The sequence below is a fragment of the Bradyrhizobium sp. SK17 genome (assembly GCF_002831585.1).
Lineage (GTDB): Bacteria > Pseudomonadota > Alphaproteobacteria > Rhizobiales > Xanthobacteraceae > Bradyrhizobium.
In genome coordinates this window covers 1558466-1577608 of sequence record NZ_CP025113.1, presented here as the reverse complement: position 1 = coordinate 1577608, position 19143 = coordinate 1558466, and the positions used below count along the sequence as shown (strand labels likewise).

18 protein-coding genes, 1 tRNA gene and 2 pseudogenes are annotated in these 19143 nt (G+C 65.0%); 15 read left to right on the top strand and 6 right to left on the bottom strand.

The genetic code is table 11. The features are described 5' to 3' along the window. Positions 1 to 56: 56 nt before the first annotated feature. The gene (locus CWS35_RS07365) at positions 57 to 797 is read right to left on the bottom strand and encodes a class I SAM-dependent methyltransferase (protein WP_100951527.1); all 741 of its coding nucleotides are present in this window, start codon (positions 795 to 797) and stop codon (positions 57 to 59) included. Positions 798 to 865: 68 nt separating this feature from the next. Continuing rightward, positions 866 to 1116: pseudogene (locus CWS35_RS07360) on the bottom strand (DUF2285 domain-containing protein). Positions 1117 to 1256: 140 nt separating this feature from the next. Here CWS35_RS07360 and CWS35_RS07355 point away from each other — a divergent pair. Then, positions 1257 to 2441 carry an IS481 family transposase gene (locus CWS35_RS07355; RefSeq protein WP_024583326.1) on the top strand — a complete coding sequence of 395 codons (1185 nt, stop codon included), beginning with the start codon at positions 1257 to 1259 and terminating at the stop codon, positions 2439 to 2441. 45 nt (positions 2442 to 2486) lie between these two features. Here CWS35_RS07355 and CWS35_RS07350 read toward each other — a convergent pair. After that, positions 2487 to 2576: transfer RNA gene (locus CWS35_RS07350), tRNA-Ser, on the bottom strand. A gap of 213 nt (positions 2577 to 2789) precedes the next feature. On the opposite strand from CWS35_RS07350, the gene CWS35_RS07345 reads away from it, so the two are divergent. Beyond that, the gene (locus tag CWS35_RS07345; RefSeq protein ID WP_100951526.1) at positions 2790 to 3653 is read left to right on the top strand and encodes an alpha/beta fold hydrolase; all 864 of its coding nucleotides are present in this window, start codon (positions 2790 to 2792) and stop codon (positions 3651 to 3653) included. A 209-nt stretch (positions 3654 to 3862) separates the two neighbouring features. Here the strand turns inward: CWS35_RS07345 and CWS35_RS07340 are convergent, their stop codons facing one another. Both CWS35_RS07340 and CWS35_RS07335 read right to left on the bottom strand, forming a co-directional pair. Beyond that, entirely contained in the window at positions 3863 to 5017 is a 1155-nt protein-coding gene (locus CWS35_RS07340) for an ROK family protein (protein ID WP_100951525.1), read from the bottom strand. Positions 5018 to 5290: 273 nt separating this feature from the next. Continuing rightward, entirely contained in the window at positions 5291 to 6094 is an 804-nt protein-coding gene (locus tag CWS35_RS07335) for an SDR family oxidoreductase (protein ID WP_100951524.1), read from the bottom strand. A 127-nt stretch (positions 6095 to 6221) separates the two neighbouring features. Between CWS35_RS07335 and CWS35_RS07330 the strand changes: the two genes are divergently transcribed. The 4 genes and pseudogenes from CWS35_RS07330 to CWS35_RS07315 all read left to right on the top strand — a co-directional run bounded on the left by CWS35_RS07330 (position 6222) and on the right by CWS35_RS07315 (position 8965). Next, on the top strand, positions 6222 to 7172 hold the full coding sequence (locus CWS35_RS07330; protein ID WP_100951523.1) for a GlxA family transcriptional regulator: 951 nt from the start codon (positions 6222 to 6224) through the stop codon (positions 7170 to 7172). Positions 7173 to 7427: 255 nt separating this feature from the next. Then, positions 7428 to 7808: a 50S ribosomal protein L21 gene (gene rplU / locus CWS35_RS07325; RefSeq protein WP_021080923.1), complete on the top strand. Its 381-nt coding sequence runs from the start codon at positions 7428 to 7430 to the stop codon at positions 7806 to 7808. Positions 7809 to 7930: 122 nt separating this feature from the next. Beyond that, complete coding sequence (gene rpmA, locus CWS35_RS07320) at positions 7931 to 8200, top strand: 50S ribosomal protein L27 (RefSeq protein WP_024583287.1); 270 nt, start codon at positions 7931 to 7933, stop codon at positions 8198 to 8200. Between the two features lie 169 nt (positions 8201 to 8369). Next, positions 8370 to 8965 (top strand): annotated as a pseudogene (locus CWS35_RS07315) (GNAT family N-acetyltransferase). Positions 8966 to 9024: 59 nt separating this feature from the next. Here the strand turns inward: CWS35_RS07315 and CWS35_RS07310 are convergent. Continuing rightward, a complete protein-coding gene (locus CWS35_RS07310; protein ID WP_100951522.1) occupies positions 9025 to 9939 on the bottom strand; it encodes a DMT family transporter in 915 nt (304 codons plus the stop codon). 158 nt (positions 9940 to 10097) lie between these two features. On the opposite strand from CWS35_RS07310, the gene CWS35_RS07305 reads away from it, so the two are divergent. The 9 genes from CWS35_RS07305 (at position 10098) to CWS35_RS07265 (ending at position 19043) form a co-directional block, all read left to right on the top strand. Further along, entirely contained in the window at positions 10098 to 10577 is a 480-nt protein-coding gene (locus tag CWS35_RS07305; RefSeq protein WP_100951521.1) for a MaoC family dehydratase, read from the top strand. A gap of 101 nt (positions 10578 to 10678) precedes the next feature. Continuing rightward, positions 10679 to 11728 carry a GTPase ObgE gene (obgE, locus tag CWS35_RS07300; RefSeq protein WP_100951520.1) on the top strand — a complete coding sequence of 350 codons (1050 nt, stop codon included), beginning with the start codon at positions 10679 to 10681 and terminating at the stop codon, positions 11726 to 11728. A 68-nt stretch (positions 11729 to 11796) separates the two neighbouring features. Continuing rightward, positions 11797 to 12939 (top strand): glutamate 5-kinase, encoded by a 1143-nt coding sequence (gene proB, locus CWS35_RS07295; RefSeq protein WP_100956111.1) that lies wholly within the window; start codon positions 11797 to 11799, stop codon positions 12937 to 12939. 164 nt (positions 12940 to 13103) lie between these two features. Next, positions 13104 to 14396: a glutamate-5-semialdehyde dehydrogenase gene (locus CWS35_RS07290; RefSeq protein WP_100951519.1), complete on the top strand. Its 1293-nt coding sequence runs from the start codon at positions 13104 to 13106 to the stop codon at positions 14394 to 14396. A 45-nt stretch (positions 14397 to 14441) separates the two neighbouring features. Further along, positions 14442 to 15065 carry a nicotinate-nucleotide adenylyltransferase gene (locus CWS35_RS07285; protein ID WP_024583280.1) on the top strand — a complete coding sequence of 208 codons (624 nt, stop codon included), beginning with the start codon at positions 14442 to 14444 and terminating at the stop codon, positions 15063 to 15065. A 187-nt stretch (positions 15066 to 15252) separates the two neighbouring features. Continuing rightward, on the top strand, positions 15253 to 15636 hold the full coding sequence (rsfS, locus tag CWS35_RS07280; protein ID WP_043855162.1) for a ribosome silencing factor: 384 nt from the start codon (positions 15253 to 15255) through the stop codon (positions 15634 to 15636). A gap of 128 nt (positions 15637 to 15764) precedes the next feature. Then, positions 15765 to 16247 (top strand): 23S rRNA (pseudouridine(1915)-N(3))-methyltransferase RlmH, encoded by a 483-nt coding sequence (gene rlmH, locus CWS35_RS07275; RefSeq protein WP_100951518.1) that lies wholly within the window; start codon positions 15765 to 15767, stop codon positions 16245 to 16247. Positions 16248 to 16284: 37 nt separating this feature from the next. Beyond that, positions 16285 to 17661: a murein hydrolase activator EnvC gene (locus CWS35_RS07270; RefSeq protein ID WP_024583277.1), complete on the top strand. Its 1377-nt coding sequence runs from the start codon at positions 16285 to 16287 to the stop codon at positions 17659 to 17661. Then, a complete protein-coding gene (locus CWS35_RS07265; protein ID WP_024583276.1) occupies positions 17658 to 19043 on the top strand; it encodes a S41 family peptidase in 1386 nt (461 codons plus the stop codon). The genes CWS35_RS07270 and CWS35_RS07265 overlap by 4 nt, the downstream gene beginning before the upstream one ends. Positions 19044 to 19143 lie beyond the last annotated feature (100 nt).

Sequence of the window (19143 nt, the reverse complement as noted above, 5' to 3'; positions counted from 1 at the left end):
CGCGGCACCAAGGAGGATTGGGAGGTCGATTGACACGAGGACAAGCGACAATGTCGCTATTCTTCCATTAAGCGATAGACGGAGACGTGCGAACGTGACTCGGCGGTGAAAGGCGAGCCGACCCAATCCGCAGACCTGCTTTCAAGCCCGAACCCGGCCAACTGCGCCATAAGGTCCAACTCCGCCGGCCAGATATAGCGATGAGGCGAGCGGAAAAGTGTACTCTGCCGGTCCTCACCAAATTTGAAATGGTGCGACACCACCCGCTGGCTCACAACGTCGATGGTGTCGAGGCTGATATAGCCCGGTTCGGAGCGGTAAATTACGGCCTGCGGTCCCAGCGTTGCCTTGGGAAGTTCGGGCACCCAAAGCTCGACCAAGAAACGGCCGCCGGGCGCGAGGTGTCGTGCGGCGTTGCGGAAGCATGTCACTTGCTCCGCTTGCGTGAGCAAGTTCGATATCGTGTTGTAAACGAGATAAACGAGGGAAAAGCGCCCTGGAAAGACGGTTGTAGCCATATCGCCGAGACAGACCGGAATCGTTGCTTCGTCCGCCTTCTTGCGTAGTTGCGCCACCATCGCGGGAGAAATGTCGATTCCCGCGACTGGGATGCCTCGTTTTCTTAGCGGTACAGCGACGCGCCCGGTTCCGATTGCGAATTCGAGCGCCCGGCCTTCTCCGGCCAGTTCTGCAAGCCGATCTACGGTCGGCCCCAATACGTCGGGCGAGAACATTTCGCCATCGAGCGCGTCATAGGATTCAGCAGTCTCGCGCCCCCAGATCTCGTCATTCCGCATCTAGTCTTTCCCTAATTCCCACTCTGCAAGCTGCGTCATAGCCAGTATCATTCCCGGCGCGGTGGCCTTCAACGCTTTCTCCGCGACCGCCGTTCTAAGATGCGCCGGTATCCCCCAGGCGAAAGCCATTGGGCGCGCGCAAATGGCCTTCTCGTCGCGCTTCATCGCCAGCCGGATCGCGATGCAAGACGATCCGGGCGACCTCCTCCCAGTCCGCACCGTCGGTCTTCGCGTCGAGAAGGCGCAGACAAGTGACGTAGCCCGGCACGTCGAAGTCGCCGATAACGCGATCTACATCAAAGGGAGCAAAGGCCCCCAGTTGAAGACGCTTGTGGCTGCAAAAGGAGGAAATCGGCGGGAAGCGTTGTTCCCGGCTTTGTGAGCGGCCCGAGAGATAGGTGACAGAACGTACCGGACACATGGGTTACACTTTCCGCTTTTGTTCTGCGGGAGGTGTGGATGCCGTGGAAAGCGAGTTCGGTAATGGAAGAGCGCCTTCGCTTTGTCGCCCGCCTGCTGGATGGAGAGGCGATGACCGAGGTTTGCCGGGAGTTCGGCATCTCGCGGAAGACCGGGTACAAGATTTTCGATCGATACAAGGAGCACGGGCTCGAAGCGCTGAGCGACCGGTCGCGCCGGCCGGTGCGTTATGCCAACCAGCTCCCGCAGCCGCTTGAAGCCCTGATTGTCCGGCTGAAGGCCGAGAAGCCGCACTGGGGAGCCCGCAAGATCCGCGAACTTTTGGTACGGCGGCTCGATGGCGATATCCGCGTTCCGGCCAAAAGCACCATCCATGCGGTACTCGACCGCCACGGTCTGGTCAGGCGCGGAGGCGGGCCGCGCCACCGCGCGCGCGGCACGCCGCTGTCGCCAGGCGCCGTGCCCAATGATCTGTGGTGCACCGACTTCAAGGGCGAGTTCAAGCTCGGCAACGGCCGGTACTGCTATCCCTTGACCGTCACCGATCATGCCTCGCGCTTTCTGCTCTTATGCGAAGCACTCGATTCAACGCGCGAGGAGCCTGCAATTGATGCCTTCGAGCGCCTGTTCCGTGAACGCGGCCTGCCGCTTGCCATCCGATCCGACAATGGCGTGCCCTTTGCCAGTCCCAATGCCTTGTTCAATCTCTCAAAGCTGTCGGTGTGGTGGCTCCGGCTCGGCATCGCGATCGAGCGCATCAAACCTGGCCATCCGCAGCAAAATGGCCGCCATGAACGCATGCACCTGACGCTCAAGAAGGAAGCCACCCGTCCGCCCGGCTCCAACAGTTTACAGCAGCAGGACCGCTTCGACGCCTTCATCCGCGAGTTCAATACCGAACGACCTCATGAGGCGCTCGACATGAAGTGCCCGGCCGAGCTCTACGGCGCTTCACCACGTCGTTATGCAGGCCTGCCTGAGCTGACCTATCCGTTCCACGACCGCGACGTCCTCGTCACCGCCTGCGGACGCCTCTGCCTACTCCGCAAGAGAATCAACATCTCCACCGTCCTGGCCGGCCAGAAACTCGGCATCAAGGAGGTCGACGACGGCATTTGGCTCGCCAGCTTCATGCACTATGATTTGGGATACTTTGACCTGGAGCAGAAAACCCTGCAACCACTCGACAACCCGTTCGGCACGAGGTTGTCACCCATGTCTTAGGTACGATCTGTTACCCATCTGTCTGGGCCGGACATTTGGTCCCAATGGCGGAGAGGGAGGGATTCGAACCCCCGATAGGCTTGCACCTATGCCGCATTTCGAGTGCGGTGCATTCAACCACTCTGCCACCTCTCCAGTGGCCCGGGTGATTTGCGCCACCCGCGGTCGGGGCGTGTTCTAGGCGAGGATGGCGGGACAGACAAGGCGCTGCAATAATATTTCCGTCACTGCCGCCTCGTTCCGTCAAAGCACCGGGGCGGCGCAAGAAAGCGCGCGGAAACAAAGCACTAGCTGGACACCTCTGGCTTTCTCGGCGCGCAAGCGAGCCAAAGGCAGCAGGAGCGGACCATGGATCATGTGACGATTCGAGCCAACGGCGCGGCGTTCCACGTCGCGCGGACCGGCCGCGGCAGGCCGCTGTTGCTGTTGCATGGCTGGCCGGAGTTCTGGCTGACCTGGAAGCCGGTCATGGCGCGGCTCGCCGACCGCTACACCCTGATCGCGCCCGACCTGCGCGGCTTCGGCGACAGCGACAAACCGCACGGCCCTTACGGCCCCGATCAGCATACCGACGACATGCTGGCGCTGCTCGACGCCCTCGGCATCGACAAGGCCGGCGTGGTCGGCCACGACGTCGGCGGCGCCGTGATGCAGCCGCTGGCCCGCAAGGCGCCGGAGCGGATCGCCGGGCTGATGTTGTTCGATTTCGTCTATCCCGGCATCGGGGCGCGGATGGCCGCGCCCGACCGGCTGAACCACATCTGGTACCAGTCGTTCCACCAGATGGAGATGGCGCCCGCGCTGGTCGGCGCCACCAGGGAGAGCTGCCGCACCTATATCGGCCACTTCCTGCGCGAATGGTCGCACCGCAAGGCGGCGTTCGACGACGTGATCGAGGATTTCGCCGACAATTTCTTCAAGCCGGGCAACCTCGCCGGCGGCTTTGCGCATTATCGCGCGTCGCATGCGGGGCGCGTGAAGATGATGCAGGGCGAGGCCCCCGCGCTGCCGCCGATCACGGTGCCGACCTGCATCCGCTGGGCCGAGCACGACCCGCTGTTTCCTTACTCATGGACCGACCGGCTGGGCGAGACCTTCTCCAACCTCGACCTCGCGATGTTTCCCGATGTCGGGCATTTCCCGCATCGCGAGGATCCCGACCGCGCGGCTGCCGAGATCGCCGGCTTCTTCGCGCGGATCAATTGGAAGTAGAAATGGGTGGGACCGCCAGGACGCGACAAAAACTGGCGGCCCCGTGCCGCTTCTGAATATTGCTGGCCGGGAAGTGCGGCTTCGCCGGTCGGCGGGAGCGACGCCTGCACGGTAGCGGCAGGCGCTGGATCGGCAACGCGAAGCCGATCTTAACCTAACCGGTCAACCTTACCGCGCGGTCCCAGGCCGTAAGATCACGGGTGAAATCTTCAGGCGTCGGCTTTCTTGGCCTTTTTTGCCTTCTTCTCGCCGTTGTCGGCCTCGTCGCTCTTGTCTTTCTCGGCCTTCTTCTCGCTCTTGCCGTTGTCTTTCTTGCGATTGGTGTAGCGGGCATTGCCGAGCCCGGTTCCGATCGTCAGCACGCCCCAGCGCGTGACATCCTGCATGAACGGCACCTCGGCCAGCCCCTGCGCCACGCCGTCATTGTGCATCACGATCGCGGTGTCATGATCGCCGATCTGCGGGATCGCCTCGACCAGGCTCGCCGGCAGGTTGAATTTGCTGCTCTCCCAATTGCCAGGCAGGTTCTGCGCGCCCTTCTCGATTCCGCCGTCCTCCTTGATGACGCCGGGACAGGCGATGCCGATGAACGGCGCGAGCTTGAGATTCTCCTTCCCGGCGGCGGTGATCAGATCCTTCAGCATCTTCACCAGCCGCTTCACCGCGCCTTCGCGCGTCGGCTCGTCATCGGCATGGCGCCACAGCTCGGATTTCCATACCGTCGCCTTGGACAGGTCGGGCGCCTTTTTCCAGCGCGTCTCGACGATGCCGCAGCGGATATTGGTGCCGCCGATATCGACGGCGAGCACGCCGTCATGGGCCTCGAAGATCCAGGACGGCGCCAGATGCAGCGTGCCGATCAGCCCGGCATCGTCGGGATGGAAGCGGATCGGCACCAGGTCGACCTTGAAATCCTCTGCCTTCAGGATGATGTCGGTGCGCGCGATCGCCAGTTCGCCGAGCCTGGAGTCGCGGAAGCCGCCGCCGACCACGATGCGCTCGGTCTTGGCCCAGGCCTTGGTGTTGAGGAAGCGCCGCGTCACATAAGCGAGCTCCTGGGCGAACTCCTCGATCGCGCTGTGCACGACCGCGGACGCCTCGGTGTCGTCGCCGACCAGCATCTCGTCGAGCTTCTTCTTGCTGATCTTGTCCGACGGCTCGTCGCCGAACGGGTCCTCGCCGGATTTGCGCAACGGCTTGCGCCAGCGATCGAGGATCTTGCGGAACGCGCCCTTGGAGGCGCGATCGCCGAGAAAGCCCTCGTCGTCCTTCAGCTCGATGTTGAAACTGTCGATGTCGACGGAGGGCAGCCGCGCGGCACCGTGGTGCGCGATGCCCGTGGTCAGTCCTGCGTCGTCCGCCATTCGCCTTTGCCCTGCCCGCTCGAGGTTCCCAGCGACAACGACCGGGAACCCGAAAGGTTGCGTCCCGCACTGCGCGCCTTGGCCGGCGCGGGACGCGATTTCTACCGGCCTCACGCCAGGGTGCACACAGCAGCGAATGTTCTTGCGCTGCCCACACGCGTCATGGCCGGGCTTGTCCCGGCCATCCAGGTCTCACGCGACGGTCAAGACGTGGATGCCCGGCACAAGGCCGGGCATGACGGAGTTTGTGAGAACCGAGCGCGTCCCAGAGGCTCAGGCGGCCTTCACCCCGTAGCGCGCCGCGGGCGAGCTACGCGACAGGTTCGGCATCAGCTTCTGACGGGCCGCCTCATAGGCGTGCCAATCCGCGGCCTCCGGCAACGACGGCACGGTGAACACCTCGCCCTGGTCGAGGCCGGCGAGCGCGGCATCGACCATGTCCTCGGCCTTCATCACGATCTCGCCCGGCAGATGCGCAACCGGCGTGCCGGCGATGTCCCAGAACTCGGTGGCCGTGGCGCCCGGCAGCACGGCCTGGACCCGGACATTCTTGTCCTTCAGCTCGTGCTGCAACGAATGGGTCAGCGCCAGCACGAAGGCCTTGCTGCCGCCGTAGACGCCGTTGAGCAGCTCCGGCTGCACGCCCACGACGGAGGCGATGTTGACGATGGTGCCGCCGCCGCGCGCGACGAAGCCCGGCACCGCCGCATAGGTCAGGCGCATCAGCGCATCGACATTGAGCGCGATCATGTCGCTCATCTTGTCGACATCTGATGCGAGCAGCGGCGCGGTCGCGCCGACGCCGGCATTGTTCACCAGCACGCTGATGCCGGCATTGTCGCGCAGAATGGATTCGATCCGCGACACGTCACCGCGCTTGCTGAGGTCGGCGGCAACGATCTCGATCGATCGGCCTGTCTCCGCCACGAGACGCCTGGCGAGCCCATCGAGGCGCTCGCGGTTACGTGCGACGAGGATCAGATCGTAGCCACGCCGTGCGAGCCGGTCCGCATAGATGGCACCGATTCCGGACGACGCACCGGTAACGAGCGCCGTGCCCTTGGCTGACTTGGTCATGTTGGTCTCCTGTTTGACCTTGGGCGGCCGGTTTGGCCGCTGGTCAGGTTCTACAGGCCCCCTTGTATGTCTCAAATGTCATATATACACCTTTTTAGGACACAGATTATCGCCGCCGGAGGGTTCCATGCAGGAGATCGGCTTCGTCGTTTTTCCGGAATTCCAGGTGATGGGCTTCACTGCCATCACCGCCTTCGAGGTCGCCAACCTGATCGCGGGCGAGCCGTTCTACGAGGTCACGCTGCTGTCGGAGAATGGCGGCCCGGTGCGGTCGTCCGCCGGCTTCAATGTCGAGACCACAGCCTTTGGCGAGCGCAGCTTCGACACGCTGTTCATCGGCGCCGGCCATGAGCTGCATCCGGCGTCGCCGAAATTGATCGACTACATTCGCCGCGCCATGACGGCATCGCAGCGCATCGCCGCGCCCTGCATCGGCGCCTTCTCACTGGCCGAGGCCGGCCTGCTCGACGGCAGGCGCGTCTCGACGCACTGGCAATTCGCGCCCGAATTGCAGGCGCGGTTTCCCAGGCTCAAGGTCGAGCAGGACCGCATCTACATCACCGATGGGCCGATCTGGACCTCCGCCGGCATGACCGCGACGATCGACCTGGCGCTGGCGATGATCGAACATGATCTCGGCGTCGAGGTCGCGCGCTCGGTGGCCCGCAAGCTCGTGGTCTATCACCGCCGCACCGGCGGACAGTCGCAGTTCTCGGCGCTGCTCGAGCTCGACCCGAAATCCGACCGCATCCAGAACGCGCTGCACTACGCCAAGGCGCATCTGCGCAACGAGCTCTCGGTGGAGGAGCTGGCCGAGGTGGCGCGGCTCAGCCCGCGCCAGTTCAGCCGGGCCTTCCGCGCCGAGACCGGGCAGTCGCCCGCCAAGGCGATCGAGCAGCTTCGGGTCGAAGCGGCGCGCGAACTGATCGGCGACGGCCGCCATTCGATGGACGAGATTGCCGGCGAGACCGGCTTTGCCGACCGCGAACGGATGCGGCGGGCATTCCTGCGGGTGCTGGGACAGCCGCCGCAGACCATCCGCCGGCACGCCCGGGCCGTGGCCCAGGCCGCCGCCTGAACGCCAAAGCGGGCCAAAAACACGCCAAACCCTTCATGTTTGGCTGGTTTTTGCCCTGCTTTACCTTGACTCCCTGCCGTTTGCGGCTATAAGTCCGCTCCATCCGGCGCGGGGATTTCTCGCGCCGATTGTTTTTGTGCGAACCATTTGGGAATTCATTCCCTTCGTGCAAAACACCTAACCCATAGCGACTGAACAAAAAGCCGACCCGGGCGAACCGTCCGAGGCTGGTATCGAACACGAAGGAATCAAACGATGTTCGCAGTCATCAAAACCGGCGGCCGGCAATACCGCGTCGTTCCGAATGATGTACTCGAGATTGGCAAGATCGCCGGCGATGTCGGCACGATCGTGCAGCTAGGCGAAGTTCTGGTGCTCGGCGGTGACACGCCGGTGCTGGGAACGCCCACCGTCGCGGGCGCGACCGTTGCAGCGGAAGTGTTGCAGCACAAGCGCGGCGCCAAGGTGATCGCGTTCAAGAAGCGTCGCCGCAAGAATTCACGCCGCAAGCGCGGCTATCGCGACGAGCTCACGGTGCTTCGCATCACCGAGATCCTCGCCGATAACGCCAAGCCGACCATCGGTCCGCGGCCGAAGAAGGCAAAGGTCGAAGCGCCCGCCGAAGCAGCCGAATAGGCCGCTCGCGAGGCGCGCGCAAAAAGGTGATCGTCGCGCTTCCGGATTTGAAGCGTGACAAAACGTGAAATGATTCCGTCAAGGAATTGATTTAGAGATCAAAGCGAAGTCGGAGACGAGCCATGGCTCATAAAAAAGCAGGCGGTTCATCGCGCAACGGACGTGATTCCAAGGGCAAGCGCCTTGGCATCAAGGCGTTCGGTGGCGAGCGCGTGATCCCCGGAAACATCATCGCGCGTCAGCGCGGCACCACCTGGCATCCTGGCCTTAATGTCGGCATGGGCACCGATCATACTCTCTTCGCCAAGGTCGAGGGTCATGTCGAGTTCCGTGCCAAAGCCAATGGCCGCACATTCATCTCGGTTATTCCGATGGCAGAGGCGGCCGAATAGACGGTGGACACACATGAGTCCGCCGGGTCCTGTTGAACCGGCGGAGTCGCAAAGGGCTCCAAGGGGAGGCGGGATGACCGGCCTCCCCTTTTTGTTGCGCGCGATCCGGTTCGACCGCGCGTAACGTTCCAAGCGTTGCGTACCAATCGTCGCATCACAGGAGCTCGACATGTTGCAGGACATCCCGACGCCGACCTTGCGCGAGGCAAGAGCTTGCGTCCTCGAGACCGAACGGCTGACATTGCGCAAGCCGACGCTCGCGGACGTAAAAGCCATCGCACGCCTCGCCAATGATCGCCGCATCGCGGAGAACACCCGCCGCCTGCCACATCCCTATACCCAGGACGACGCCATCGACTTCGTGCGCGCACTCGGCGCCGGCGGCCGCGAGACCGTTTTCCTGATCGAGAACAATCACACGCCGATCGGCATGGTCGGCATCGACTGGCGCGAAGAGAGCACGGCCGAGCTCGGCTACTGGCTCGGCGTCGACCATTGGGGCCAGGGTTTTGGCACCGAGGCCGCACGCGCCGTGATCGATTACTTCTTCGAGGAGTTCGATCTCGACCAACTGATCTCGGGTGCCCGCGTCGTCAACCCGTCGTCGCGCAACATCCTCGAGAAGTGCGGCTTCCAGTGGGGCGGCGTCGAGCTGCACCGCTTCGAGGCGCTGGGCTCGTCCAGCCCGGTCGACTGCTCCGCCTGTCGCGCAGCGTCTGGGCGTCGCTGAAGAGCTGGAACAGTTCGCGGCGGCGGGAGAGCTAGTTCTCGACCGTTCCGCAACCAAGGTTGTCGTCCCGGCGAAAGCCGGGACGACAACGCGGTCACGCCGGCGGATTCACCGGCGGCTGCTCGCGTCCGAGCTGCTGCTCGCGCACGAAGATGTAGAGGCCGGCGGCGATGATGATCGACGCGCCGATGATCGTGGCCCAGGACGGCACGTCGCCGAACACCGCGAAGCCGAAGATCACCGCCCAGACGATCATCGAATATTGGTAAGGCACCACCACGCTCGCCGGCGCGAGCTTGAGCGAGCGATTGACGCAAAACAGCGCCGCGACCGAGATGAGTCCGGCGGTGAAGAACAGCACCAGGCTGCCCGGGGTCGGCGTCACCCAGCCGAACGGCGACAGCACCAGGCCCAGGACGAAGGTGCCGCCGAATTGCGAGGTCGCCAGCACGATATCGGGCGTGGCGCGCAGCGAGCGCGTGATCAGCATCAACACCGCGAACGACAGGCTGCCGCCGAGCGCGATCATCGCCGGCCAGCTGATGGTCTGCGCCGACGGCCGGAGCGCGATCAGCACCCCGCAGAAGCCGACCAGGATCGCGGTCCAGCGCCGCCAGCCGACATGCTCGCCGAGCACGAGGCCGGACATCGCGGTGACGAAGATCGGCCCGGCCAGATAATAGGTGATGACGTCGGCGAGCGGCAGATAGACCGTCGCCAGGAAGAACGCTGCGACCTCCACCGTCGACAGCGTGACGCGCAGCAATTGCAGCCACGGCCGTTCCAGATGCAGGAAATCCGCCCGGCGCGTCCACACCATCGGCAGCAGCACGAGCAGCGCCGCGCAGGCCCGCAGCCACAGCAATTGCCCGACCGAATAGGTGGCGACGATGAACTTGCCCATCGCGTCGCCGAACGAGAACATGAAGATCGACAGCAGCATCAGGCCGATGCCGGCGAGCCGCGCCGATCGATCGTCATAGGAGGACAGTTTTGCGAACAGGCTCATGGAGGGATTCCCGGGTCGTCCGGTTTAGGAGCCGTGGGCGGCCGGGACAAGCCCGCCCATGACGAATTGAACGGAGACGAATTGAACGGATTGCCGCACCCGCACCGCTGCGATACCGGTAGCTCATCCCCGGCAACAACAAGAGCAGGAAACGCCGCATGAGCGAATTCGACCCCACCCAGCATCGCATGGTGCCCGCGCAGCGCTGGTTCGAGGATTTCGTGCTCGGCGAGCGCTTCGTGATTCCGAGCCGGACCCAGACCTCGGCGGTGTTCGCCGCGTTCCAGACCGCGAGCGGCGACACCCATCCGATCCATTACGACGTCGAATATTGCCGCACCCGCGGCATGCCCGATTTGCTCGCCCACGGCTTCCAGACCCTGGTGCACACCGCGCCCGGCGCCGGACTGTTTCCCTATGTCGTCGAGGAATCGCTGGTCGGCTTCCTGGAACAGTCGAGCAAGTTCCTGAAGCCGGTCTATGCCGGCGACACCATCTACCCCGCGCTGGAGGTGATCGAGCTGTCGCCGGGCAAGACCACCGGCGTGGTGACCTTGCGCTCCACCGTGCACAACCAGCGCCGCGAGCTGGTGCTGGAGGGGATGCAGAAATTCCTGGTCCGGCGGCGGCCCATTTAGCCGCCCGGGCCGCAAAAAGGCCCGAAAATTAAGGCTTTTCGCCGAGGCCGGGACGCTTGCGGGTTGCCGCAGGGACCGGCCTGCCTTAGTTAGTACGGATCATGAAATTCCTCGATGAAGCCAAGGTCTATATTCGCTCGGGCGACGGCGGCAATGGCTGCGTCGCGTTCCGGCGCGAGAAGTTCATCGAGTTCGGCGGGCCCTCCGGCGGCAATGGCGGCCGCGGCGGCGACGTCATCATCGAGTCCGTCGACGGGCTGAACACGCTGATCGACTACCGTTACCAGCAGCACTTCAAGGCCCAGAAGGGCACCAATGGCATGGGCAAGGACCGCCATGGCGCCAACGGCAAGCCGATCGTGCTGAAGGTACCGGTCGGCACCCAGGTGTTCGACGAGGATCGCGAGACGCTGCTGTACGACTTCACCGAGCTCGGCGAAAAATTCGTGCTGGCGACCGGCGGCAATGGCGGCTTCGGCAACGCGCATTTCAAATCGTCCACCAACCGCGCGCCGCGCAATGCCAATCCCGGCGCGCCGGGCGAGGAGCGCTGGATCTGGCTGCGGCTGAAGCTGATCGCCGATGCCGGCCTCGTCGGCCTGCCCAATGCCGGCAAGTCGACCTTCCTCTCGGTGGTCAGCGCGGCACGGCCGAAGATCGCCGACTATCCCTTCACCACGCTGCACCCGCAGCTCGGCGTCGTGAACTACGGCGGCCGCGAATTCGTGCTCGCCGACATTCCGGGCCTGATCGAAGGCGCGCATGAGGGCGCCGGCCTCGGCGATCGTTTTCTGGGCCATGTCGAGCGCTGCCGCGTGCTGCTGCATCTGATCGATGCGACCTGCGAGCATGCCGGCAAGGCCTACAAGACGGTGCGCACCGAGCTCGAGGCCTATGAGGGCCAGCTTGCCGACAAGATCGAGATCGTCGCGCTCAACAAGATCGACGCGGTCGCACCCGACGAGTTGAAGAAGCAGAAGGACCGTCTCAAGCGGGCGGCGAAGAAGACGCCGCTGCTGCTGTCCGGCGCCACCGGCGAGGGCGTGCAGGACACGCTGCGCGCGCTGGTCGAGGTGATCGGCGAGGCGCCGGTGTCCAACAAGGCCAAGGGCCAGGCGGAGCCGTGGGCGACGCCGGTGCCGCAGGGCTGAGCGGCAACCAGACCTCCGATGCCACCTCGTGGCGCCTCCTGCTTCCACCTTCCTGCCAGACCGAACCCATGAAACGCCCCGCGCTCAAGAACTTTCGTCGCATCGTCGTCAAGGTCGGCTCGTCGCTGCTGGTCGACTCGCAGGCCGGCGAGCTGCGCGCGTCCTGGCTCGCCGCGCTGGTCGACGATATCGCCAAGCTCCACAAGCGGGGCTGCGAGGTCATGGTGGTGTCGTCGGGCTCGATCGCGCTCGGCCGCAGCCGCCTGAAGCTGCCGCGCGGTCCGCTCAAGCTGGAAGAGAGCCAGGCGGCCGCGGCGGTCGGTCAGATCGCGCTGGCGCGGATCTGGTCCGAGGTGCTCGGCCATCACGGCATCGGCGCCGGGCAGATCCTGGTGACCTTGCAGGACACCGAGGAACGGCGTCGCTACCTCAACGCGCGCTCGACCATCGCGAAGCTGCTGGAATGGGGCGCGGTGCCCGTGATCAACGAGAACGACACCGTTGCCACCACCGAAATCCGCTACGGCGACAATGATCGCCTCGCCGCCCGCGTCGCCACCATGGCGAGCGCGGATCTCTTGATCCTGCTGTCCGATATCGACGGCCTCTACACCGCGCCACCCGCGCTCGATCCCGACGCCAAGCTGATCCCGGTGGTCGAAAGCATCACCTCGGAGATCGAGGGCATGGCGGGCTCGGCCGGCTCCGAACTGTCGCGCGGCGGCATGACCACCAAGATCGAGGCCGCCAAGATCGCGACCACCGCCGGCACCCATATGCTGATCGCCTCCGGCAAGATCGAGCATCCGTTGCAGGCGATCGCCGATGGCGGCCGCTGCACCTGGTTCCTGACCCCGGCCAATCCGGTCACGGCGCGCAAGCGCTGGATCGCCGGCTCGCTGGAGCCCAAGGGCACGCTGACCATCGACGCCGGCGCGGTGGCCGCGCTGCGCGCCGGCAAGAGCCTGCTGCCGGCCGGGGTCGTCAGGGTCGACGGCCAGTTCGCCCGCGGCGACGCCGTGGTGGTGCGCGGCCCCGACACCGACGAGATCGGTCGCGGCCTGGTCGCCTACGACGCCGAGAACGCCGAGAAGATCAAGGGCCGCTCCACCCCGGACGTGATGGCGATTCTGGGCATCAGCGGCCGGTCGGAGATGATCCATCGCGACGACCTGGTGATCGGCCCGGTCGGGACCATCCCGCCCAAATAGGCCCGCCCTGGGCCGCGGACGCAGCGCGCCGCCCACCAGCCATGCCGGTTCCGCGCCTCGCCAAGCCCCCAATTGCCATGCTAGAACATGGCCTTAGAGCATGATCCGGAAAAGTGGGCACCGGTTTTCCGAAAAGATCATGCTCAAACGAAAGCTGGATATCCATGAGCGCCCCCCTGAAGGCGATCGACGGCAACGCCGATCTCGCCGCCCTGATGACCGACCTCGCCGCCAAGGCGCGCGCCGCCGCGCGCGTGCTGGCGCTGGCGCCGCCGGAGCAGAAGAACCGGGCGCTTCTCGCGATCGAACGCGCGATCCGCGCCAACGCGCCGGCGATCCTCGCCGCCAATGCGGAGGACGTCGCCGAGGCGCGCGCGGGCGGCATGACCTCTGCCTTCGTCGACCGCCTGACCCTGACGCAGGCACGCGTCGACGGCATGGCCGATGGTGTTGCGACGGTGCGCGAGATCGTCGATCCCGTTGGCGCCGTCACCGAAAGCTGGCAGCGCCCGAACGGCATGACCATCGAGCGCGTCCGCGTGCCGCTCGGCGTGATCGGCGTGATCTTCGAGAGCCGTCCCAACGTCGCCGCCGACGCCGGCGTGCTGTGTCTGAAGTCCGGCAACGCCGTGATCCTGCGCGGCGGCTCCGACAGCTTCCGCTCCTGCCGCGCGATCCATCAATGCCTGGTGCAGGGCCTGCGTGAAGCCGGCCTGCCGGAAGCCGCGATCACGCTGGTGCCGACCCGCGACCGCGCGGCCGTCGGCCTGATGCTGACCGGACTGAACGGTGGCATCGACGTGATCGTGCCACGCGGCGGCAAGAGCCTGGTCGCGCGCGTCGAGGCCGAGGCGCGCGTTCCGGTGTTCGCGCATCTGGAGGGCGTCAACCACATCTATGTCGATGCCAGTGCGAAGCTCGACATGGCCAAGTCGGTCGTGTTGAACGCCAAGATGCGCCGTCCTGGCGTTTGCGGCGCCGTCGAAACCCTGTTGATCGATCGCGACGCTGCTGCGACGAAGCTGAAGCCGCTGGTCGAATTGTTGATCGACGCCGGTTGCGAGGTGCGCGGCGACGCCACCGTGCAAGGCGCCGATGCCAGGGTGAAGCCCGCCTCCGACGAGGACTGGACCACCGAATACGAGGACGCGATCATCTCGGCGAGAATCGTCGACGGGCTCGATGAGGCGATTGCGCACATCCAGAATCACGGATCGCATCACACCGATGCGATCGTGACCGAGGATGCCGCTGCCGCACAGCGCTTCCTCAACGAGGTCGATTCGGCGATCGTGCTGCACAACGCCTCGACCCAGTTCGCCGATGGCGGCGAGTTCGGCTTCGGCGCCGAGATCGGCATTGCCACCGGCAAATTCCACGCCCGCGGTCCGGTCGGTGCCGAGCAGCTGACCAGCTTCAAATACCGCGTCCACGGCAGCGGGCAGACACGGCCGTGATCATGATCATCCGCGCACGGTAGACCCTTGCAGCAAGCCGCCCCCGTGCCGTTGTCCGCAGCCCAGGCGCTGCCGTTCTACACCAACGGCATGCGCATCGGGCTGCTCGGCGGCTCGTTCAATCCGCCGCACGCCGCGCATCGCGCCATCAGCCTGTTCGCGCTCAAGCGCCTGCAACTCGACCGCGTGTGGTGGCTGCTGACGCCAGGCAATCCGCTGAAGAACCATGACGGTCTGCACGCGCTCGCCGAACGCGCCGAAGCCGCGCGCCGCGTCGCCGACGATCCCCGCATCGACATCTCCTGTCTCGAAGCTGTCATTGGCGTCAGCTACACTGTCGACACGATCATCCACTTGCGCCGCCGGGTGTCCGGCGTGCACTTCGTCTGGATCATGGGCGCTGACAACCTCGCGCAATTCCATCGCTGGAAAGACTGGCGGCGCATCGCCTCAGATGTGCCGATTGCCGTGATCGACCGACCGCCCCAGAGCTTCCGCGCCCTTGCCGCACCGGCGGCGCAGGCGCTTTCGCGCTATCGCATGCCGGAAAACCAGGCGACACGGCTGGCCGACCAACGGGCGCCGGCCTGGGTTTTCCTGACAGGAATGAAATCCAATCTGTCGTCGACCGGACTGCGGAACCCGGACGGGAGCTGGAGGACGGCGTGAAGCGCAAAAGGGTTACTGGAATATTGAAACCATTAACCCCACATGCGTAGTATGGTCCGTGGGCGCCGAGGATTCGGCCCCCGCGATACAGTGAAAGGAATGGTCCCTGGCCACATCTGTATTGTCCAAGTCTGTTTTACCCAAGGTTCCAAAGACTGCGCGTAAAACATCGACGAAAACCGCGGCCTTGCAGGCGCAACCGGACGCTGCCGAACTGAACGGTGCCAAACCGGATGCCAACAAGACGCTGAGCCTGATCCTCTCCCGCCTCGAGGACATGAAGGCGGAAGAGACGGTCACCATCGACCTTCGCGGCAAATCCGCATATTCCGACTACATGGTCATCACCACCGGCCGGGTGAACCGGCATGTTGGCGCGATCGCGGATAATGTGACGAAGGGCCTCAAGGAAAACGGGGTCAAGAGCATCCACGTCGAGGGTCTAACCAACTGCGACTGGGTGTTGATCGATTCCGGCGATGTGGTCGTGCACGTGTTCAGGCCCGAGGTGCGCGAGTTCTACAATCTCGAACGGTTGTGGACTCAGAACCCGGCGGTCGCGGCGGTCTAGGTCGTATCGAGGCCGATGCGAATCGGCGGCAGCGCATGTAACTTGCGCGCGCCTTGAGGCGCGCCAGTCATGGGCTTGACGCGTTTTCTGCGGCAAACCGGATTCCACTTTGCCGGAAAAACGCGTGTATGCGCCTCGTCGTCATCTGCATCGGCCGCCTGAAACAGGGCCCTGAACGGGAGCTCGCCGACCGTTATCGCGAGCGCTTCGAGGATATCGGCCGCAAGCTCGGATTTCGCGGCCTCGAGATTCATGAGATTGCGGAGAGCCGCGCGCGCGACGCTGCGACCCGGATCGCCGAAGAGGCCGCCGCCATCTCGGCATTGCTGCCTGACAAGCACGCGCTGGTCGCGCTCGACGAACGCGGCAAGAGCGTCAACAGCGCAAGCTTCGCGCAGCAGCTCGGCCGCTGGCGCGACGAGGGATTGCCGCACACGGTGTTCGTGATCGGTGGCGCGGACGGACTTTCGCCCGAATTGCAGCGCAAGGCATCGTTGCGTATTGCATTCGGCTCCGCGACCTGGCCGCATCAAATGGTCCGCGTCATGCTTCTGGAACAGATCTATCGGGCCGCCACCATTCTGGCCGGCCACCCCTATCACCGCGTGTGACGCGGTGACGGACAGACAAAAGCGCTGAACAGCTCGGATGCAGCACAAGCGGGACCAGCTTTTCGATCTTCGCGCCACGCGACGACGCTGGCTGTCCGCATTGTCGCCGCTGTCGATTGCGCTCCTCGTCGCTTCGGCACACGCACAGGCCCCATCACCCACGCCGCAGCCGGCGCAACAAGCCGCCACGACCGCGACCTCCCCCGACGACGCCATCAAGCAACGCGAGCAGGAGCTCGAGGCCGCGCGCGAGCAGCAGCGCAAGGCGACCGAGTTGCAGGAGAAGCTGAAGGCCGACATCGCCGCGATCGGCCAGGACCGCAGCAAGCTCAACCAGCAACTGATCGACATTGCCGGCCAGGTGCGCAGCGTCGAGACCCGGATCGCCGATGCCGAGGCGCGGCTGCAACCGCTCGACGGCCGCGAGCGCGAGATCCGCGCCTCGCTGGATTCGCGCCGCGCCGACGTGATCGAGGTGCTGGCGGCGCTACAACGCGCCGGCCGGCGCACGCCGCCGGCGCTGCTGGTGCGGCCGGAGGATGCGCTGCAATCGCTGCGCACCGCGATGTTGCTCGGCGCCGTGGTGCCGGAGTTGCGCAGCCGCGCGGAGAAGCTCGCGGCCGACCTCGGCGAACTGGTCGCGCTGCGCAAGACCATCTCGGCCGAACGCGACGCGCTGGGGCAAGACCGAGACAAGCTCAAGGAAGACCAGACCCGGCTCGCGGCGCTGGTCGACGAGCGACAGCGGCAGCAGAGCGCGGCCGAAAAGGACATGGCGGCGGAAGGCGCCCGCGCCATCGCGCTGTCGAAGCAGGCCGATGACCTCCAGGGCCTGATCGCCAAGATGGAGCAGGATCTGAAGAGCGCGGCCAAGGCCGCCGCCACCGCCAGCCTGCAAGGGGCGCCCGCGACGGTTAACGGCAAGCCCAATCTGGGGGCTTTGAAGGACCCGGCCCGACTTGCCCCGGCGGTCGCCTTCGCCTCGGCCAAGGGCCTGTTCTCCTATCCCGTGAACGGCACCAAGATTCGCGAATTTGGCGGTTCCGACGGCGCGGGAGGCGTACAAAAGGGCATTTCTTTGGCGGCCAAACCGGGCGCGCAGGTCACAACCCCGTGTGACGGCTGGGTTGTTTACGCTGGTCCTTTCCGCAGCTATGGACAACTCTTGATCCTCAATGCCGGGGGCGGGTATCATGTCCTGATCGCCGGGATGGAGCGTATTTCGGTAAACATCGGCCAGTTTGTACTCACGGGGGAGCCGGTTGCGACGATGGGATCGACATCCCAGGTTGCATCCATTCTCGCGACCAATGCGAGCCAGCCCGTGCTCTATGTCGAGTTCCGGAAAGACGGCACTCCAATCGATCCAGGTCCATGGTGGGCCGCAAATGAAGGCGAAAAGGTTCGCGGATGATGCGCAAGACTTCGGTAGTTCTCCTGAGCGCCGCCACCGGTGCAGCCCTGACGCTTTTCATCACGCAGCCCCGCGCTGTGCTGATGGGCTCGAGCGCGCGGGCCGCGACGTCCGACACCTATCGCCAGCTCAATCTGTTCGGTGACGTGTTCGAGCGCGTGCGCAGCGACTATGTCGAGAAGCCCGACGACTCCAAGCTGGTCGAATCCGCGATCTCCGGCATGCTGTCCGGCCTCGACCCGCATTCGAGCTACATGGACGCCAAGAGCTTCCGCGACATGCAGGTGCAGACCCGCGGCGAGTTCGGCGGCCTCGGCATCGAGGTCACGATGGAAGACGGCCTGATCAAGGTGGTCTCGCCGATCGACGACACCCCGGCCTCGAAGGCCGGTATCATGGCCAACGACATCATCACCACGCTCGACGACGAAGCCGTGCAGGGCCTGACGCTGAACCAGGCCGTCGAGAAGATGCGCGGCCCGGTCAACACCAAGATCAAGCTCAAGATCATCCGCAAGGGCCAGGACAATCCGATCGACGTCACGCTGGTGCGCGACAACATCCGCGTCCGTTCGGTGCGCGCGCGCGTCGAGGCCGACGACATCGCCTATATCCGAATCACCACCTTCAACGAGCAGACCACCGAAGGCTTGAAGAAGGAGATCGCCAATCTTCAGGGCCAGATCGGCGACAAGCTGAAGGGCTATATCATCGACCTCAGGAACAACCCGGGCGGCCTGCTCGAAGAGGCGGTGACCGTGTCCGACGCCTTCCTCGAGCGCGGCGAGATCGTTTCGACCCGCGGCCGCAACGCCGAGGAAACCCAGCGCCGCGCCGCCCATCCGGGCGACCTGACCAAGGGCAAGCCGGTGATCGTGCTGATCAACGGCGGCTCGGCATCGGCCTCCGAAATCGTCGCCGGCGCGTTGCAGGACCACAAGCGGGCGACGCTGGTCGGCACCCGCTCGTTCGGCAAGGGTTCGGTGCAGACCATCATCCCGCTCGGCTCTGGCAATGGCGCGCTGCGCCTGACCACCGCGCGTTATTACACGCCGTCGGGCAAGTCGATCCAGGCCAAGGGCATCGTGCCGGATATCGAGGTGTTGCAGGACGTGCCGGAAGAGCTGAAGGCGCGCACCGACACCAAGGGCGAAGCTTCGCTGCGCGGCCATCTGAAGAACGACGGCGACGAGAAGACCGGCTCGCAGTCCTACGTTCCGCCAGACGCCAAGGACGACAAGGCGCTGAAGATGGCGGACGACCTGCTGCACGGCATCAAGTCGACCTCGAACGCAACGCCGGCGCCGGCCACTCCGGCCGCTGACAAAGCGCCCGGCGACAAGGCCGCCGCCGACAAGCCGGCCAACAAGTCGGCGAACTGATCTTCCCCATCGATCTGGCGAAAAGGGCGGCCCCTCGGGCCGCCCTTTCTGCATTCAGCGGCCGTGCCCGTGCTTTGACGGGAAGGCCCGGCGCGCGGGA